Origin of the sequence: Erwinia artemisiae, from assembly GCF_051400835.1 — a bacterium.
Taxonomy (GTDB): Bacteria; Pseudomonadota; Gammaproteobacteria; order Enterobacterales; family Enterobacteriaceae; genus Erwinia; species Erwinia aeris.
The window spans coordinates 1-16482 of record NZ_JBLFFM010000017.1; the positions used below are offsets into that span (position 1 = coordinate 1).

Annotated in this window: 18 protein-coding genes and 1 riboswitch; of the genes, 11 read left to right on the forward strand and 7 right to left on the reverse strand. The window is 56.7% G+C overall.

Annotation, left to right across the window (positions count from 1 at the left end):
* The first annotated feature begins 363 nt into the window (after window positions 1–363).
* Window positions 364–1953: a bifunctional phosphoribosylaminoimidazolecarboxamide formyltransferase/IMP cyclohydrolase gene (gene purH / locus ACMGEE_RS21220; protein WP_436830620.1), complete on the forward strand. Its 1590-nt coding sequence runs from the start codon at window positions 364–366 to the stop codon at window positions 1951–1953.
* Between the two features lie 13 nt (window positions 1954–1966).
* Window positions 1967–3247 (forward strand): phosphoribosylamine--glycine ligase, encoded by a 1281-nt coding sequence (gene purD / locus ACMGEE_RS21225; RefSeq protein ID WP_253456258.1) that lies wholly within the window; start codon window positions 1967–1969, stop codon window positions 3245–3247.
* Between the two features lie 51 nt (window positions 3248–3298).
* Here purD and ACMGEE_RS21230 read toward each other — a convergent pair whose 3' ends face one another.
* The 6 genes from ACMGEE_RS21230 to nudC all read right to left on the reverse strand — a co-directional run bounded on the left by ACMGEE_RS21230 (window position 3299) and on the right by nudC (window position 7701).
* Window positions 3299–3952, reverse strand: coding sequence for a DUF1481 domain-containing protein (locus ACMGEE_RS21230; protein ID WP_436830621.1), 654 nt, complete (start codon window positions 3950–3952; stop codon window positions 3299–3301).
* An 80-nt stretch (window positions 3953–4032) separates the two neighbouring features.
* Window positions 4033–4305 carry a nucleoid-associated protein HU-alpha gene (gene hupA / locus ACMGEE_RS21235; RefSeq protein ID WP_017803060.1) on the reverse strand — a complete coding sequence of 91 codons (273 nt, stop codon included), beginning with the start codon at window positions 4303–4305 and terminating at the stop codon, window positions 4033–4035.
* A gap of 188 nt (window positions 4306–4493) precedes the next feature.
* Window positions 4494–5084 (reverse strand): YjaG family protein, encoded by a 591-nt coding sequence (locus ACMGEE_RS21240; RefSeq protein ID WP_253456260.1) that lies wholly within the window; start codon window positions 5082–5084, stop codon window positions 4494–4496.
* Between the two features lie 65 nt (window positions 5085–5149).
* Window positions 5150–5818 (reverse strand): deoxyribonuclease V, encoded by a 669-nt coding sequence (gene nfi, locus ACMGEE_RS21245; protein WP_125290958.1) that lies wholly within the window; start codon window positions 5816–5818, stop codon window positions 5150–5152.
* 2 nt (window positions 5819–5820) lie between these two features.
* Entirely contained in the window at window positions 5821–6888 is a 1068-nt protein-coding gene (hemE, locus tag ACMGEE_RS21250) for a uroporphyrinogen decarboxylase (protein WP_125290957.1), read from the reverse strand.
* 39 nt (window positions 6889–6927) lie between these two features.
* Window positions 6928–7701, reverse strand: a complete 774-nt coding sequence (nudC, locus tag ACMGEE_RS21255) for an NAD(+) diphosphatase (RefSeq protein WP_253456262.1) — start codon at window positions 7699–7701, stop codon at window positions 6928–6930.
* A gap of 73 nt (window positions 7702–7774) precedes the next feature.
* On the opposite strand from nudC, the gene rsd reads away from it, so the two are divergent.
* The 7 genes from rsd (at window position 7775) to thiH (ending at window position 13953) form a co-directional block, all read left to right on the forward strand.
* Window positions 7775–8278 carry a sigma D regulator gene (rsd, locus tag ACMGEE_RS21260; RefSeq protein ID WP_253456264.1) on the forward strand — a complete coding sequence of 168 codons (504 nt, stop codon included), beginning with the start codon at window positions 7775–7777 and terminating at the stop codon, window positions 8276–8278.
* Between the two features lie 89 nt (window positions 8279–8367).
* Window positions 8368–8468, forward strand: a riboswitch (TPP riboswitch).
* A gap of 75 nt (window positions 8469–8543) precedes the next feature.
* Complete coding sequence (gene thiC, locus ACMGEE_RS21265) at window positions 8544–10475, forward strand: phosphomethylpyrimidine synthase ThiC (RefSeq protein ID WP_436830622.1); 1932 nt, start codon at window positions 8544–8546, stop codon at window positions 10473–10475.
* Window positions 10475–11119: a thiamine phosphate synthase gene (thiE, locus tag ACMGEE_RS21270; RefSeq protein ID WP_301253452.1), complete on the forward strand. Its 645-nt coding sequence runs from the start codon at window positions 10475–10477 to the stop codon at window positions 11117–11119. The genes thiC and thiE overlap by 1 nt, the downstream gene beginning before the upstream one ends.
* Complete coding sequence (locus ACMGEE_RS21275) at window positions 11112–11873, forward strand: HesA/MoeB/ThiF family protein (RefSeq protein WP_253461160.1); 762 nt, start codon at window positions 11112–11114, stop codon at window positions 11871–11873. The genes thiE and ACMGEE_RS21275 overlap by 8 nt, the downstream gene beginning before the upstream one ends.
* Window positions 11857–12057, forward strand: a complete 201-nt coding sequence (gene thiS, locus ACMGEE_RS21280) for a sulfur carrier protein ThiS (protein ID WP_253456271.1) — start codon at window positions 11857–11859, stop codon at window positions 12055–12057. The genes ACMGEE_RS21275 and thiS overlap by 17 nt, the downstream gene beginning before the upstream one ends.
* 1 nt (window position 12058) lies before the next feature.
* Entirely contained in the window at window positions 12059–12835 is a 777-nt protein-coding gene (locus ACMGEE_RS21285) for a thiazole synthase (protein WP_253456274.1), read from the forward strand.
* The gene (gene thiH, locus ACMGEE_RS21290) at window positions 12832–13953 is read left to right on the forward strand and encodes a 2-iminoacetate synthase ThiH (protein ID WP_301730642.1); all 1122 of its coding nucleotides are present in this window, start codon (window positions 12832–12834) and stop codon (window positions 13951–13953) included. Before ACMGEE_RS21285 ends, thiH begins: the two co-directional genes overlap by 4 nt.
* Window positions 13954–14009: 56 nt before the next feature.
* Here thiH and ACMGEE_RS21295 read toward each other — a convergent pair whose 3' ends face one another.
* Window positions 14010–15038, reverse strand: coding sequence for a glycosyltransferase family 32 protein (locus tag ACMGEE_RS21295; protein ID WP_253456279.1), 1029 nt, complete (start codon window positions 15036–15038; stop codon window positions 14010–14012).
* A 532-nt stretch (window positions 15039–15570) separates the two neighbouring features.
* Here ACMGEE_RS21295 and ACMGEE_RS21300 point away from each other — a divergent pair.
* Both ACMGEE_RS21300 and ACMGEE_RS21305 read left to right on the forward strand, forming a co-directional pair.
* Window positions 15571–15705 carry a DUF1127 domain-containing protein gene (locus ACMGEE_RS21300; RefSeq protein WP_253456282.1) on the forward strand — a complete coding sequence of 45 codons (135 nt, stop codon included), beginning with the start codon at window positions 15571–15573 and terminating at the stop codon, window positions 15703–15705.
* Window positions 15706–16178: 473 nt separating this feature from the next.
* Window positions 16179–16349, forward strand: coding sequence for a hypothetical protein (locus tag ACMGEE_RS21305; RefSeq protein ID WP_394150407.1), 171 nt, complete (start codon window positions 16179–16181; stop codon window positions 16347–16349).
* Window positions 16350–16482: the final 133 nt, after the last annotated feature.

Sequence of the window (16482 nt, forward strand, 5' to 3'; positions counted from 1 at the left end):
AGCTTCCTGAACCTCCTGAGCCGCTGGCTGTAAGCCGTTGTGCCGTCTCAGTGGTTGCGCATTATAGGGAGTTCTTGGCGGCTGACAACCCCTAATTTTAGAAAAATAGCGCGTTCGCTGCATTCCACAGCAAAAGGGCTATTTATACGCATTTACCCACAAAGTTATCCACATCCGGCGGTAAGAACAAATTTAGACGAGCATCACGCAAACGTTTTCGCTACAATGCCCCGGAAAAATCCCGGCCCCCATTTGGGGGCGTTACCTGAATCTTCGCTGCTTCTTTCTTTATAAAGGAGGGGAAAAGCTAAGATTGATGTAACGCTCTTATCTATGCGAACCAAAGCCAAGGGATAAAACCTCATGCAACAACCTCGTCCTGTACGCCGCGCTCTGCTCAGCGTGTCCGACAAAGCCGGTATCCTCGAATTTGCACAGGCGCTTTTCGCGCGTGGTGTGGAGCTGCTCTCCACGGGCGGCACTGCTCGTCTGTTGGCCGAGGCCGGCCTGCCCGTTACCGAAGTGTCTGACTATACCGGTTTCCCGGAAATGATGGATGGACGCGTCAAAACCCTGCATCCGAAAGTTCACGGCGGCATTCTGGGACGTCGCGGCCAGGACGATGCCATCATGCAGGCGCACAGCATCGCCCCTATCGACATGGTGGTCGTTAACCTTTATCCCTTTGCACAGACGGTGGCGCGCGAAGGCTGCTCGCTGGAAGATGCGGTAGAGAATATCGATATCGGCGGCCCGACGATGGTGCGCTCCGCGGCCAAGAACCATAAAGACGTAGCTATCGTTGTAAAGAGCAGCGACTACGACGCGGTGATTGCCGAGATGGACGCCAACGATAACTCACTACAGCTGGCTACCCGCTTCGATCTGGCTATTAAAGCTTTCGAGCATACCGCTGCCTACGACAGCATGATCGCCAACTACTTCGGCAGCCTGGTTCCGGCCTATCATGGCGAAACCCGCGAGCCTGCCGGACGCTTCCCGCGTACGCTGAATTTGAACTTCATTAAGAAGCAGGATATGCGCTACGGCGAAAACAGCCATCAGGATGCCGCCTTCTATATAGAAGAGAATGTGACTGAGGCTTCGGTCGCCACGGCGCAGCAGGTTCAGGGCAAAGCGCTTTCTTATAACAACATTGCCGATACCGATGCGGCGCTGGAATGCGTAAAAGAGTTCAGCGAACCGGCCTGCGTGATTGTCAAACACGCTAACCCTTGCGGCGTGGCGGTTAGCGATTCGGCTTTGGGCGCTTACGAGCTGGCTTACAAAACCGATCCTACCTCTGCCTTCGGCGGCATTATCGCCTTTAACCGTGAGCTGGACGAAGCGACCGCTCAGGCAATTATCAGCCGCCAGTTCGTTGAAGTGATTATTGCGCCCTCCGCCAGCGAAGCCGCGCTGAAGGTGACGTCGGCTAAGCAGAACGTGCGCGTGCTGATTTGCGGCCAGTGGCAGCAGCGTCAGACCGGGCTGGACTTCAAGCGCGTGAACGGCGGTTTGCTGGTACAGGATCGCGATCTGGGCATGGTGGAAGCAAGCCAGCTGCGCGTCGTGACCAAACGTCAGCCAACAGAGCAGGAGCTACGCGATGCGCTGTTCTGCTGGAAAGTCGCCAAGTTTGTAAAATCCAACGCCATTGTTTATGCGCGCGACAATATGACCGTCGGAATTGGCGCAGGCCAGATGAGCCGCGTTTACTCCGCCAAAATTGCCGGTATCAAAGCAAAAGATGAAGGTCTGGTGGTGGAAGGCTGCGCGCTGGCCTCTGACGCCTTCTTCCCGTTCCGTGACGGTATTGATGCGGCGGCGGCGGCGGGCGTGAGCTGCGTTATCCAGCCTGGCGGATCGATTCGCGATGAAGAAGTAATTGCCGCCGCTGATGAACACGGCATTGCCATGATTTTCACCAATATGCGCCACTTCCGCCATTAATAAGGAACCGACAATGAAAATTTTAGTGATTGGCAATGGCGGCCGTGAGCACGCGCTGGCGTGGAAAGCTTCGCAGTCGCCGCTGGCGGAAACCGTTTTTGTCGCGCCGGGCAATGCCGGCACCGCGCTGGAGCCGGCGTTGCAAAACGTCGCTATCGGCGCGACCGATATCCCTGCACTGCTGGATTTTGCACAGCGTGAGCACATCGATCTGACTATCGTTGGGCCGGAAGCGCCGCTGGTCATTGGCATAGTCGATGCTTTTCGCGCGGCCGGGCTGAAGATCTTTGGCCCGACCCAGGCTGCCGCGCAGCTGGAAGGTTCTAAAGCGTTCACCAAGGATTTCCTGGCCCGCCATAAAATCCCGACGGCGGAATATCAGAACTTCACCGACGTCGAGGCCGCGCTGGCCTATACGCGCAGTAAGGGCGCGCCGATTGTGATCAAGGCAGACGGCCTGGCGGCGGGCAAAGGCGTGATTGTCGCAATGACGCTGGAAGAAGCGGAAGCCGCCATTAAAGACATGCTGGCCGGAAACGCCTTTGGCGATGCCGGGCACCGTATCGTGGTGGAGGAGTTTCTGGACGGCGAGGAAGCCAGCTTTATCGTGATGGTTGACGGCGAGAACGTGCTGCCGATGGCGACCAGTCAGGATCATAAACGCGTGGGCGATGGCGATACCGGCCCTAATACCGGCGGCATGGGTGCCTATTCGCCGGCCCCGGTCGTGACCGATGAAATCCACCAGCGCGTTATGGACGAGGTTATCTGGCCGACCGTCCGCGGCATGGCGGCCGAAGGCAACGTCTATACCGGCTTCCTTTATGCCGGCCTGATGATCGATAACAGCGGCCAGCCGAAAGTCATTGAATTTAACTGCCGCTTTGGCGACCCGGAAACCCAGCCGATCATGCTGCGCCTGCAGTCCGACCTGGTCGATCTTTGCCTTGCCGCCGTTGACGGCAAGCTGGATAGCAAAGACTCCGTCTGGGATCCGCGTCCTTCGCTGGGCGTGGTGCTGGCTGCGGGCGGCTATCCTGGCGATTACGCCACTGGCGACCAGATCCACGGCTTGCCGCTGGAAGCGACGCCGGACGGCAAGGTTTTCCACGCCGGAACCAAAATGCAGGACGATTTGGTGGTGACAAACGGCGGACGCGTATTATGCGTGACCGCGCTGGGCGAAGATGTTGCGGCGGCGCAAAAACATGCCTACGAACTGGCTAAGCACATCTCCTGGCATGGCAGCTTCTGCCGCACGGATATCGGCTACCGCGCTATCGGGCGTAAATAAGAGTGATTCAGGGGGCAGCACTGTCCCCTTCTCTCTCAAGCTGGCAGCCGATTAAAAGCTGTCGGCCTGCGGCTGTTGCTGACAAAGGTCTTCCGCCGTCGCCAGCAGCAGCTGCGTGCCGCCCGGCGCTTCCAGCCAGGCAAGACTGAGCGGTTCGCCCGATCCCTGCTGATGCTGGGTGATATAACGCACTGCGTTGCTGTCGAAGCCAGGCGAAGCCTTACCGCCTCCGCATAACCTGACCGCGCCCGAAGGCATCCACTCTCCCTGTAATAGCCTTACGCGTCCGCGTAGCAAATCGTCGCTGATAGTCAGCATACGTCCGGCATCAAACTGGTAGAGCGCGATAGCATCAGCCGTCAGCGCTTCCCGTCGATTCGCCAGCTGGCGCTGCATAAAGCTCAGGCGACCGGATTGGTCAAAGCGTAGCGTCACGCTTTCAGGATTTGCGCCCACGATTTTGCGTTCAACAGAAATCAGTTTGCCCTCTTGCCACTGGTAGTCCGTGGTTTCCGTTACCGGCTCGGTAAAAGGGGTATAGACCGTTTGCAGATGGGTTGACTGTGGGGAAGGCGTTTTGCGCCAGATACGCACGGCGCCGCGATCGGCAAGATAGCCGCTGGCGGTAAAATCAGGCATCTGCCGTGAACTACAGCCTGCTAACAGCAGCAGGAACGGCAAAAGGGAACGAGAGAAAAGCGTCACAAGCTGTCCTGGCAGAAACAGCTAAAAAGCCTTAACAAAAGGGGCTTAACGCCCCCCTGTTTAAAACTTTTCACTGTCGATTATTTAACAGCGTCTTTCAGAGCTTTACCAGAAACGAATGCCGGTACGTTTGCAGCTGCAATTTTGATTTCGTTGCCGGTCTGCGGGTTGCGGCCAGTACGCTCAGCACGGTGGTTAACTTTAAAAGTACCAAAACCAACCAGTTGTACAGCATCACCTTCTTTCAGAGACTCAGTAATCGCAGCCAGAGTGGATTCCAGTGCAGCTTTAGCCTGGGTCTTAGACAGGTCCGCTTTGTCCGCAATTACATCAATCAGTTGAGTCTTGTTCATAAGTTATCCTTACAGTGTATTTATCGCTTGCTAAGCATCGAGTGCGAGGGAAAAACCAGTTTCTGGCACTCTCCTGCATACACGCACCGATAGCCACTTTTTTCAGCCCCACAAATGTAGACCAGACTGGGGGCGAATGTGAAGCCTTAAGGCGCTACAAATCAGGCCTGAAGTCACGTTTTATCGCCTTACTGCTGAAAATTTATACCGATATTGCTAATCCCTGATTCCCGCAGGTCAGAACGCAGTCCTTTTATCAGTTCTGGATCCCTTTCCTCACAGGCGCTGAGCAGGCGAAAAATCTCCCACTGGATGTCCCATTCCTCTTCAACGGCAGGATTGGCTTTTAGCTCTTCCTCGGTCATTTCACGTTCGGCCTGGGTCATTTCCAGCATCGCTACAGAGGTGATTGAAGCTTCGCTGACGGCGATAGCGTGCGCCAGGGTTTCACCGCTCAAACGGGAATGCAGCAGTTCGCTCAGCGCGACGCAGGCGTCGATGGCTGGATAAACGCCGTACAGATCGTAATCCTCCGCCGCCGGAATGGCTTCTTCCAGCTTTTCCAGCTGCGAGTCAAAATTCACTTTGGCATCTTTCACCAGCAGCGTTTCCCAGACCAAATCGAGAATACGACGATAAAGCTGGCCGTCGCCAAACTCGGTCTGGCGGCAAAAAGCCCAGTAATTGGGATACATGCGCTCGCACAGGCAGGCCATAAAAGTAACGTGCTGCCAGCTTTCCAGTTTTTCCAGCCGCAGGTGAATCGGATTACGTAACATGTTGGGATCTCTTAAACAAAAGTGCGCGGGCTGCAGTGTAACCGAAAAGCCGGCGCCTCACACCGTTATAGCGGGATGCCGAGACGGGCGAAAGCGGGCCGGTTGGACGCCACAGCATCGGCCCAGCGCGTCGGTTCCGGCAAACGGTAGCCCTGCAGGCAGGTCTCCACCCAGTGCAGCGCCGTATCGTTACTGACGCGGTGGCCTGGCGAAATAAACAGCGGATTGCAGCGTTTTTTGCTGCGCAGCACCCAGCCAATCTGCTCGCCTTTGTCGATCAGCGGCTGTCGGGAGCCCGGCTCGTCGCCTAACGGCTCGAACTTGCCGCATAGCCGGCGTTTCGCCACGCCAATAGTCGGCACATCCACCAGCAGGCCAAAGTGGCTGGCGACGCCAAGACGGCGCGGATGCGCGATGCCCTGACCGTCGACAAACAGCAGATCGGGTTTTTGCTCCAGCTGCTCCCAGGCGGCCAGCAGAGCGGGATATTCGCGAAACGAGAGAAAGCCGGGGATATAAGGCATGGTGGTGGCTATCCGCGCGACGCGATGCTCAATAAGCTTCAGCGACGGATACTCCAACAGCACCAGCGCGGCGCGCGTGACCTCGCCGCCCTGCTCAAACCCCACGTCCGCCCCGGCGATATAGCGCGGTGGCATTACGTCAAAATCATCAGCGCGTACCACTTCCGCCGCACGCGTCGTCTGTTCCTGCTTTAATGCCTGTATATCCATAATTAATCCTGGTGATACTGTCCTGACAGTTTGTGGACGGCCTCCACAAAAGCACCCGCGTGTTCCGGCGGGACATCCTGATGAATGCCGTGACCCAGGTTGAACACGTGGCCCGTGCCGTTGCCGAAGCCCTGAAGAATGCCCGCCACTTCCTGCTCAATACGGGCAGGCGTGGCATAAAGCATAGAAGGATCCATGTTGCCCTGCAGCGCCACTTTATGGCCAACGCGTCGACGCGCCTCGCCAATATCGGTGGTCCAGTCCAGACCAAGCGCGTCGCAGCCGGTTTCCGCCATCGCTTCCAGCCACTGGCCGCCGCCCTTGGTAAACAGCGTCACGGGCACGCGGCGACCGTCGTTTTCACGCTGCAGGCCATCGACGATTTTATGCATGTAGTGCAGGGAGAACTGCAAATAGTCGCGCCCGGTCAGCACGCCGCCCCAGGTGTCGAAAATCATCACCGACTGCGCGCCCGCGCGGATCTGTGCGTTCAGATAGAGCGTAACGCTGTCGGCCAGCTTATCCAGCATCAGATGCAGGGTTTCCGGCTCGGCATACATCATTTTTTTCAGTTTAGTGAAGGCCTTACTGCTGCCACCTTCCACCATGTAGGTCGCCAGCGTCCACGGACTGCCGGAAAAACCGATCAGCGGCACCGCGCCCTGTAAATTTTTACGAATGGTGCGCACCGCATTCATCACGTAGCCCAGCTCCTGTTCGGGATCGAACACGGGCAGTTTTTCGACGTCCGCACGGCAGGTCACAGGCGAGGAGAAGCGCGGGCCTTCGCCAGCTTCAAAATAGAGTCCCAGCCCCATCGCATCAGGGATGGTCAGGATATCAGAGAAGAGGATCGCCGCATCCAGCGCGTAGCGACGCAGCGGTTGCAGCGTGACTTCACAGGCCAGCTCAGCATTTTTACACAGCGACATAAAGTCGCCGGCCTGGGCGCGCGTCGCCTTGTACTCCGGCAAATACCGTCCGGCCTGGCGCATCATCCACACGGGCGTAACGTCTACCGGCTGACGCAGCAGAGCACGCAAATAACGATCGTTCTTCAGTTCACTCATCTTCAGGACTCTTTTTCATTCAGACGCACAGTATATCAGTTATTCCGCAGCGGCGCGGCAGAGCGCGACGGTGTCTTCTATCAGCCGACGGGCCACCGTTCCCGCCGGCGGCAGCTGTGGCAAGGCGTCGTAGCGATACCAGTTGGCATCCAGCAGCTCTTTGGGATCGATGTTGATCTCGCCGCTGTCGTAGTCGGCCATAAACGCCATCATCAATGACTGCGGGAAAGGCCAGGGCTGCGAGGAAACATAGCGCAGGTTTTTCACCTTGATGCCGCTCTCCTCCATCACCTCGCGCGCTACGGTCTGCTCCAGCGTTTCGCCTACCTCCACAAAACCCGCCAGCACCGTGTAGATGCCGTTGCGGTGTCGGGTATGCTGAGCCAGCAGGATTTCATCGCCGCGACGAATGGCCACGATGATGCAGGGCGCAATTTGCGGATAATAGCGCTGGCGGCAGTGGCCACACAGGCAGGCCCATTCCGTTTTGCTGCGATGCATCGCGTGTCCACAGTAGCCGCACCACTGATGCGAGCGATAAAATTCGGCCAGCTGGATGCCGCGTCCCGCCAGCTGAAACAGGGCGGGATCCTGATCGAGCAGCTGCCGCAGCGACGCCATCCCTTCCGGACGATTTTCGCTAATCAGCCGTACAGGTTCGCCCTGCCATTCGCCAATCAGCGCGCCTTTCGAGCCGGCCAGGCCTAAATCTTGTGCGTTTCCGTACGGTAATTGACCTTTTGGCAGCCAAAGTTTCTGTTCATGGCTGACAATCCACCAGCCAGCGTCTACGCTTGAAATCTCAAGTTCCATAAATTGCTCATCCTCACTTCACGCACTTACCGGATTGGGATAGACAGTTAAAATAACACTTTTGGAGTCACTCATGCTTGACCAGCTGGAAGTTTTAGCCTCACGCGTAGGCGGATGCAGCGAACTGGTAGACTTTTGCCTTCACTCACGCAAGCAGTTGTTAGTTGCTTATTATCAAATGGTTGGCATGAAGCCTAACAAAGAATCGCTGACTACGCTCGACGAAGAGGCGCTGGATAACTTCTGTCAAAGCCTGGTTGATTATCTCTCAACCGGCCACTTCACGGCGTACGAACGGTTTATTCAGGAAATGGAAGGCACCGACCAGCTGGCCAAAGCGGCGCTGATTTATCCTTCGCTACAGGCGAATACCGAACAGATTATGGCGATTTACGACGCCCATCTGGAAAACGCCATCGATCACGATAACTATCTGGAGTTCCAGCAGGCGCTGTCGATCGTCGGCGAAGCGCTGGAAGCCCGCTTCACCCTGGAAGATAAATTTATTCAGCTGGCGCTGGAGAAGTATGCGGATAAGTCCGCCGCTAATGACTCTGCGATGGCTCGTCCTGCCTGAAAAGTTAACTGTTTAATCCCTTGAGCTTTCCATAACGCCCCTTTATGCTGAAAAGGCAATCGCATGATTGCCTCTGGCGAAAGCCAGACTTCTTCTTGTCGGAGTGCCCCTCGGGGCTGAGACCGTTAATTCGGGATCCGCGGAACCTGATCAGGTTAGAACCTGCGAAGGGAACAAGAGTAAAGATCCAGGTCAGGGCCATCGGCTCTGCGCTTACTCCTCCGAACTCCGGACAAGCAAATTTCCCTTAAGTCAGGAACTTGCTATGTCTACCCAGGTTAAGAAATCCAACCGCCGCGAACAGCGTGCTGAAGCGCAGCAGTTTATCGCTGCTTTACAGGGCACCGCTTTCCCCAATTCCAGACGCATTTATCTGACCGGTTCGCGAGCCGATCTGCGCGTTCCCATGCGTGAAATTCAGCTCTCGCCCACCCTGACCGGCGGCGGAAAAGACAATCCACAGTTTGAAGAAAACGAACCGGTGCCGGTTTACGATACCGCCGGCCCTTATGGCGATCCCGACGCCGCTATTGACGTGCGTGCCGGTATCGCCAGGCTGCGGGAAAGCTGGATTGCAGAGCGCGCCGATACGCAACCGATTGAGCAATTAAGCTCCGTTTATACGCAGCAGCGTCTGGCGGACGAAGGGCTTGATCATCTGCGCTTTGAGAATCTGCCGCGGCCGCGCCGCGCACAGGCTGGTCGCCGCGTCACGCAGCTGCACTACGCGCGCCAGGGCATTATCACGCCGGAAATGGAATTTATCGCGCTGCGCGAAAACATGGGCCGCGAGCGCGTTCGCAGCGAGGTGCTGTTGCAGCAGCATCCGGGACAGGATTTTGGCGCGCGGCTGCCGGAAAATATCACCGCCGAGTTTGTTCGTCAGGAAGTGGCTGCCGGACGCGCGATTATCCCGGCCAATATCAACCATTCTGAATCGGAGCCGATGATTATCGGCCGCAATTTCCTGGTGAAGATCAACGCCAATATCGGCAACTCTGCGGTCAGTTCTTCGATTGAAGAAGAGGTCGAAAAGCTGGTCTGGTCGGCACGTTGGGGAGCGGATACGGTGATGGACCTCTCCACCGGGCGAAATATCCATGAAACCCGCGAGTGGATCCTGCGCAACAGCCCGCTGCCGATTGGTACGGTGCCGATCTATCAGGCGCTGGAAAAAGTCAACGGCGTGGCGGAAGACCTCAACTGGGAAATATTCCGCGACACACTGCTGGAGCAGGCTGAGCAGGGCGTGGATTACTTCACTATTCATGCGGGCGTGCTGCTGCGCTATGTGCCGATGACGGCAAAACGCCTGACCGGCATCGTTTCGCGCGGCGGCTCCATTATGGCGAAGTGGTGCCTGTCGCATCATCGTGAAAGCTTTCTCTACGAACGCTTCCGTGATATTTGCGAGATCTGCGCCGCTTACGACGTCTCGCTGTCGCTGGGTGACGGCCTGCGTCCTGGCTCAATACAGGATGCCAACGACGAGGCGCAGTTTGCCGAGCTGCGCACGCTGGGCGAGCTGACGAAAATCGCCTGGGAATATGACGTGCAGGTGATGATTGAAGGGCCGGGACACGTGCCGATGCAAATGATCAGACGCAATATGACCGAGCAGCTCGAACACTGCCACGAGGCGCCTTTCTATACGCTTGGCCCGCTGACTACCGATATCGCGCCAGGCTACGACCATTTTACCTCCGGCATCGGCGCGGCGATGATTGGCTGGTTCGGCTGCGCCATGCTCTGCTACGTTACGCCGAAAGAACATCTGGGCCTGCCGAATAAAGAAGATGTCAAACAAGGTTTGATTACCTACAAGATCGCGGCCCACGCGGCGGATCTTGCCAAAGGCCATCCCGGCGCGCAGATCCGTGACAACGCCATGTCGAAAGCGCGTTTTGAATTCCGCTGGGAAGATCAGTTCAACCTGGCGCTGGATCCGCATACCGCACGCGCTTTCCACGATGAAACGCTGCCGCAGGAGTCCGGTAAGGTTGCCCACTTCTGCTCCATGTGCGGCCCGAAATTCTGCTCGATGAAAATCACCCAGGAAGTCCGCGAATACGCAGCAAAACAGGAGGCGGAAGCAGAGCCGATAGCGATCGGGATGGCGGAGATGTCAGAGACGTTCCGCCGTCGTGGCGGCGAGCTTTACCATGCCATGGATGCCTTAACGCAGGAGGAAAAATAATGAGCCGTAGCGCTTTTCCCCTGACGGCAGCCAGGCTGGGGCTTTATCCGGTGGTGGACAGCGTCATCTGGATCGAGCGTTTGCTGGCGGCTGGCGTGCGCACTATCCAGCTGCGCATTAAAGATCTGCCGGAAGCGGCGGTGGAACAGGATATCGCCGCGGCCATCGAGTTGGGTAAACGCTATCAGGCCCGTCTGTTTATCAACGATTACTGGCGGCTGGCGATTCAGCATGGCGCCTATGGCGTACACCTGGGCCAGGAAGATCTGGCTATTGCCGATCTGGATGCGATCCACCGCGCCGGGCTGCGGCTGGGGTTATCCACGCATGATGACGCGGAACTGGATCGCGCGCTGGCCGAGCGCCCATCCTACATCGCGCTGGGACACGTCTTTCCTACGCAAACTAAAGCTATGCCCTCTTCACCTCAGGGGCTTCAGGAGCTGAAGCGGCATGTCGGGCGCCTGCAGAACGTCTCAACCGTGGCTATCGGCGGTATCTCGCTGGCGCGGGCGCCAGACGTGCTGGCAACCGGCGTCGGCAGTATCGCCGTGGTCAGTGCCATTACCCAGGCGGCAGACTGGCAGGCCGCCACCGCGCAGCTGCTGGCGCTGGCAGGAAGCGGAGGGCCGCTTGATGCTTAGCGACGGCGATTTTATGCGTTACAGCCGCCAGCTGCTGCTGGAGGAGTTTGGCCCGCAGGCGCAGGAAAAGCTGCTGGCGGCCAGCGTGCTGATTGTCGGCCTGGGCGGCTTAGGCTCGCCGGCTGCGACGTATCTTGCCGCAGCCGGCGTGGGCAAGCTGCTGCTGGCCGATGACGACAGGGTGCATATCAGCAATTTGCAGCGTCAAATCCTCTACCGCAGCAGCGATATCGGCCAGCCAAAGGCCACGCTGGCGAAGGATCGTTTGCAGGCGCTGAATCCTCAGGTCGAGTTTATAGCGCTTGAGCAGCGTATGGATGCCGCCACGCTGCAGGAAACGGCGCAGCGGGTCGATCTGGTGCTGGACTGCAGCGACAACATGCAGACGCGTCACGCCGTGAATGCCGCCTGCGTCGCAGCCAGCACGCCGCTGATCAGCGCCAGCGCGGTCGGTTTCGGCGGCCAGCTGCTGGCGATCACCCCGCCTTTCCGGCGTGGCTGCTACTGCTGCCTGTGGCCCGATAAAGCGGAGCCGCAGCGCAACTGCCGCACCGCAGGCGTTCTCGGCCCGGTGGTCGGCGTGATGGGCACGCTGCAGGCGCTGGAAGCGTTGAAGATGCTGGCCGGCCAGCCGTCGGCGCTGGACGGCAAGCTGCGGCTGTTTGACGGCAAAACGCAGGCCTGGCGCACGCTTGACCTTGAGCGCAGCCCCGGCTGCCCGGTATGCGGAGGCCATCGTGAACATCATCATTAATGATGAGCCGCACGTTTTTGTCGCGCCGCTGACGCTGACCGCGCTGCTGGCGCAGCTTGCCCATAGCCACTCTGGCACCGCGCTGGCTGTCAATCAGCAGATTGTGCCGCGGGATCGCTGGGACACTCATCTTTTACAGGAAGGCGACAACCTGGTGATTTTCCAGGCTATCGCCGGAGGTTAATATGCTACAGATTGCTGATAAAACCTTTTTTTCCCGGCTGTTTACCGGCACAGGTAAGTTCTCCAGCCCTGCCGTGATGCTCAATGCACTTCGGGAATCCGGCACGCAGCTGGTGACAATGGCGATGAAACGCGTGGATTTACGCGGCGGCGACGACGGCATTCTGGCGCCTTTACGTCAGCTGGGCGTGCAGCTTCTTCCCAATACTTCCGGCGCGAAAACCGCCGAGGAAGCCATTTTTGCCGCGCGCCTGGCGCGGGAAGCGCTGGGCACGAGCTGGGTGAAGCTGGAAATCCATCCCGACGTGCGTTATCTGCTGCCCGATGCCGTCGAAACGCTGAAGGCGGCGGAAACCCTGGTGCGGGAAGGCTTCACCGTGCTGCCCTACTGCCATGCCGATCCGGTACTGTGCAGAAGGCTTGAAGAAGCGGGCTGTGCCGCCGTGATGCCGCTTGGCGCGCCGATTGGCAGCAATCAGGGGCTGAAAACCCGGGATTTGCTGACGATTATTATCGAGCAGGCCAGCGTCCCGGTGGTGATTGACGCAGGCATTGGCGCGCCCAGCCACGCCAGTGAAGCGCTGGAAATGGGCGCCGATGCGGTGCTGGTGAATACCGCCATGGCCTCTGCCCGCGATCCTGTGCAAATGGCGCGCGCTTTCCGCCTCGCTGTAGAAGCGGGCGAACTGGCGCGGCAAAGCGGCCTGGGCAGTCAGCAGCAGCAGGCCGTCGCCACCAGCCCGCTGACCAGCTTTTTGCAAAGCGGAGTGACGCCATGAAAAGCTTTGTCTCGCAGTGGGAACAGCTGGACTGGGACGATATCCGCCTGCGCATCAACAGCAAAACTTCGGCTGACGTGGAGCGGGCGCTGAATGCGTCTGTCGTTGGCCGCGAGGAGCTGATGGCGCTGCTTTCGCCTGCCGCGCAGGCCTGGCTGGAACCGATGGCCCGTAAGGCGCAATTGTTGACGCGCCAGCGCTTCGGCCATGCCGTAAACCTCTTCGTTCCGCTTTATCTCTCCAACCTGTGCGCCAACGACTGCACCTATTGCGGCTTCTCTATGAGCAACCGGATCAAGCGTAAAACGCTGGATGCGCAGGAGATCGAGCGCGAGTGCCTGGCGATCCGGGCGATGGGCTTCGATCAGCTGCTGCTGGTCACCGGTGAGCATCAGGCGAAAGTTGGGATGGATTATTTTCGCCGTCATCTTCCCGCCATCCGCGCGCATTTCAGCTCGCTGATGATGGAAGTGCAGCCGCTGGGCCAGCAGGAGTATACGGAACTGAAAACGCTGGGGCTGGATGGCGTGCTGGTCTATCAGGAAACCTATCATCCAACGGTGTATGGTCAGCACCATCTGAAAGGCAACAAGCAGGACTTTTTCTTTCGGCTGGAAACGCCGGACAGGCTGGGACGCGCGGGGATCGATAAGATCGGGCTGGGCGCGCTGATCGGCCTTTCTGACAGCTGGCGCGCCGACTGTTATATGATGGCGGAACATCTGCTGTGGCTACAGAAAACGTACTGGCAAAGCCGCTATTCAGTGGCTTTCCCTCGCTTGCGCCCCTGCGCTGGCGGCATTCAGCCTGCTTCAGTCATGGATGAGGCCCAGCTGGTACAGGTTATCTGCGCGTTTCGTCTGTTTGCGCCGGAAGTGGAGCAGTCGCTGTCAACGCGCGAATCGCCGCAGTTCCGTGACAAGGTGGTGCCGCTGGCGATCAATACGATCAGCGCTTTCTCAAAAACGCAGCCTGGCGGCTACGCCGAGACGCAAAGCGAGCTGGAACAGTTCTCGCCGCACGATAATCGCCATCCGCGGCAGGTAGCCGAAGCGCTGATCCGCGCCGGCATGCAGCCGGTCTGGAAAGACTGGGACAGCTGGCTGGGAAGAGCCTGAGCGCCTGCGCTACCGGGACCGAGAAGACCTGCGTCTCCTGCCTGGTTCAGAGGAGCCTAAGCGCCTGCGCTGCCGGATATACCGGGCATCGGCATATCCGGCATGTCTGGCATTCTGTCCGGCGCATCCGCAAACAGCACCTGTCCCAACAGGCTGTCTTTATTTACCGCGCCATAGCGTAAATTAGTGCTTAGGTATTTCCGATCCAGCCCGGTCAGCTTAACGATAGGCGGCAGAACATCCGGCAGGCGATCGATCATCAGCATCCGGCTAAGCTGTACGGCGTCCCAGCTTACCAGACGCTGATAATAAAGCGCGTTGGCCTCGCACTTTCTTAAATAAAGGTTGTACTCATTATATTCACGCAGCGCCTGCTGCTGCGTAATATTCAGAATAAGGTATTGCGGATCGGTAATTTTCTGTACCAGTTCCTGATAATTGGGCAGCTGTTGAAGCTGCTTAAACATGTCTGCCGCGCCCAGCGTAATAATCGGGCGGAAATAGCGCAGCCAGCTTGCAATAAACGGGTTCTTTTTCGGGGCGGCCATAAACCAGGTTTCAATCACCGGATAGCGCCGATCGACAGTGGAGACATCGCGATAAAAGGCGACCATGTCATAACGGCTGTTGCCGTTGACCGCCAGAAATTCATCCAGCGTGCGGTTTAGTATTACGCTTGCATCCATCCAAACGCCGCCATATTTATACAGCAGCTCCAGGCGAATAACGTCGCTTCTGTGGGCAACCAGCATGTCCTGCCGCGTAAAGACCAGCTCCGGCAGATAGTGCGACAGATTACTGTCATTCACTACCGTTACTGACCAGTCCGGGTTCTCTCGCGCAACCTTATCAACAAAGCTCTGGATTTCCTTTGGCAGCGTCGAGCCGGCCCAGAACATCCAGACCCGTTCAGGAATTTCGCCGGGCGTTCTGTTATGAATAACGATATCCATATCCTGTTCCAGAGCAGGATTGTATTCCGCTAATTTTTTCCTTTTTAATAAGGCTTTTTCTATACGCAGGCGTAGCGAAACCGCATTTTTCAGCGCCGGGCGCACCATGGCCTTTATCTTATTTTTATTCATAATACCTCACAGCAGCTGGCTGACAGTGCTGAGCGACAAATGGAAAGCGCGGCGTATCCGGCAGCGGGAATTTGTATTAATTTAGCAAGGTGAGATAAACATCTCAATATTAAGACATTGCCATTAATAGATTTAAGAGAAAGCTCAGGGAAGAAATGAGAAGCAAAAATATAAATCAATGAAGATTTAAAATAGCCACCTGTGAAAAATCTTATAAATAAAAAATTAGTTTTCGCTTACTTTTTATTTTTTAACGTAAAAATGAATGCGCCTGATAAATATGCGACACGACTTCCATAAATCCACTCTTGTTATGACTGGCCCTGTTAAAGCTGCCAGAATCGCTGCCGACGCTGGAGAAAAAGCGTCCGGGCCCGTCAGTTTTCCCTCGCGGGCCCGCCTCTTGCTACTTCACCAACAAATCAGGTAGCGCCGCTTCGATAGCCGCCCTGCGGACGGGTAAAGCAGATGCCACAGGAAAATATTGTAAGACGGCGGCGAGCAGCCTTTTAAAGCATCGCCCTTTGTACTGATGTTCAGCCTGGCGCGGCGGCTCTGGCTGGCCTGGCGACAGGAGGTATACAGCCGTAAAATATTAGCGCGATTAAGCGATGCGCAGCTGAAAGATATCGGGTTAACCGGCGATGACATTAAGCGATACAGGTAAAACGGGTCAGCCGAACCACGGATGCAGGGTATTCAGTAATAAAAAACCCCGCCAGCGCGGGGTTCTTTATTTCAGAAGAGGATTGCCGTCCTGCTCTGAAAGGTACTGATGGTATGCGAATACAAGTCAACCACCCGGTCAATATATCGTCATAAAGTATAAAAAACCAGCGTATTTTTATCCAATTTTTAGTACTTGATGATTCTGCATGCTTCGTCACTTATCGCATGTAATAACCTGGAACAACTTCTTTCTTACTGCGTGATAACTCGCATCTCTTCAATAATAAAATGTTGTTCATTGTCGTAGCTGTTATCGTTGCGTCGGGGCCGTTTCACCTGTTGCCGCAGGGCACCGGACTCAGGGAACGGGTTCTGTGATACCGCGAAAAACAAGTCAATCACACTGCTTGTTTCGTTTGCAGCGTTCCGGTGGGCAGTAGACGATAGCGGTTCCTGAGAAGGGAATCTTCCATGAAAAAACGCCACGGACTTTTTTTAGTCACGTTATTCATGGCGCTGATGTTAAGCGGAAAAGGAGCCTGGCAAATTCACCTGTCGAATATCCATATCCTGTTTAACGTAAATCAGAGCAGTCAGGCCGCAAGCCGCTCTCCGGGGCGGATTTTTTACGATCACACGTAACGATTTCGGGGGCGGCTTTTTTACGGCCATACGCCATGGCGTTGACTGAAGAATAATAGGTAACGCTCTCCGGGGCGGCTTTTTTACGGCCACATCCCGACGCTGACTGACCCATCCTCAAATTTCAGGCATA

Excerpts from the sequence above, each read along its gene's own strand:
- purH (WP_436830620.1), top strand. The coding sequence starts at position 364 with ATGCAACAACCTCGTCCTGTACGCCGCGCTCTGCTCAGCGTGTCCGAC.
- purD (WP_253456258.1), top strand. The coding sequence starts at position 1,967 with ATGAAAATTTTAGTGATTGGCAATGGCGGCCGTGAGCACGCGCTGGCG.
- hupA (WP_017803060.1), bottom strand. The coding sequence starts at position 4,305 with ATGAACAAGACTCAACTGATTGATGTAATTGCGGACAAAGCGGACCTG.
- ACMGEE_RS21240 (WP_253456260.1), bottom strand. The coding sequence starts at position 5,084 with ATGTTACGTAATCCGATTCACCTGCGGCTGGAAAAACTGGAAAGCTGG.
- nfi (WP_125290958.1), bottom strand. The coding sequence starts at position 5,818 with ATGGATATACAGGCATTAAAGCAGGAACAGACGACGCGTGCGGCGGAA.
- hemE (WP_125290957.1), bottom strand. The coding sequence starts at position 6,888 with ATGAGTGAACTGAAGAACGATCGTTATTTGCGTGCTCTGCTGCGTCAG.
- nudC (WP_253456262.1), bottom strand. The coding sequence starts at position 7,701 with ATGGAACTTGAGATTTCAAGCGTAGACGCTGGCTGGTGGATTGTCAGC.
- rsd (WP_253456264.1), top strand. The coding sequence starts at position 7,775 with ATGCTTGACCAGCTGGAAGTTTTAGCCTCACGCGTAGGCGGATGCAGC.
- thiC (WP_436830622.1), top strand. The coding sequence starts at position 8,544 with ATGTCTACCCAGGTTAAGAAATCCAACCGCCGCGAACAGCGTGCTGAA.
- thiE (WP_301253452.1), top strand. The coding sequence starts at position 10,475 with ATGAGCCGTAGCGCTTTTCCCCTGACGGCAGCCAGGCTGGGGCTTTAT.
- ACMGEE_RS21275 (WP_253461160.1), top strand. The coding sequence starts at position 11,112 with ATGCTTAGCGACGGCGATTTTATGCGTTACAGCCGCCAGCTGCTGCTG.
- ACMGEE_RS21285 (WP_253456274.1), top strand. The coding sequence starts at position 12,059 with ATGCTACAGATTGCTGATAAAACCTTTTTTTCCCGGCTGTTTACCGGC.
- thiH (WP_301730642.1), top strand. The coding sequence starts at position 12,832 with ATGAAAAGCTTTGTCTCGCAGTGGGAACAGCTGGACTGGGACGATATC.
- ACMGEE_RS21295 (WP_253456279.1), bottom strand. The coding sequence starts at position 15,038 with ATGAATAAAAATAAGATAAAGGCCATGGTGCGCCCGGCGCTGAAAAAT.
- ACMGEE_RS21300 (WP_253456282.1), top strand. The coding sequence starts at position 15,571 with ATGTTCAGCCTGGCGCGGCGGCTCTGGCTGGCCTGGCGACAGGAGGTA.
- ACMGEE_RS21305 (WP_394150407.1), top strand. The coding sequence starts at position 16,179 with ATGAAAAAACGCCACGGACTTTTTTTAGTCACGTTATTCATGGCGCTG.